This window comes from Acidovorax sp. Q11, assembly GCF_054950075.1.
The window spans coordinates 1-376 of the sequence record NZ_JBUDZG010000108.1; the positions used below are offsets into that span (position 1 = coordinate 1).

Genomic DNA, 376 nt, shown 5'->3' on the forward strand with positions numbered 1-376 from the left:
ATTCAGCCCCGTGTTTCTTGCGTTTCCATTCCCCTTCACCCAGGAACTTGATGCCCGTGCTGTCCACCAGCAACTCCAGCGCTGTGCTGCTGCGCCGGTAAGGCAGTTGCACTTGCAGTGTTCTTTGGCGGCGGCTGAGGGTGCTGAAGTCGGGTACCCGCCAATTGAGCTTGGCCAACTCCAGCAGGCTTTGAATCAGCCCCAGGCTCTGGCGCAGTGCCAAGCCAAACAAGCACTTGATGCTCAGGCAAAACTGGATGGCGGCATCTGTGAACGTGTGATGGCGACCCCGCTTGCCACTGGCAGGTGCGTACCACTGCATGTCTTGGTCCAGCCAGATCGTCAGCGACCCTCGGGCCTTGAGCGCCGCGTTGTA

1 protein-coding gene is annotated in these 376 nt (G+C 59.8%); it reads right to left on the reverse strand.

From position 1 onward, the window contains the following. Positions 1-376, reverse strand: a 376-nt coding sequence (locus tag ACYZGB_RS22890) for an IS5 family transposase (RefSeq protein WP_462391283.1), incomplete at both ends; no start/stop codon positions are given.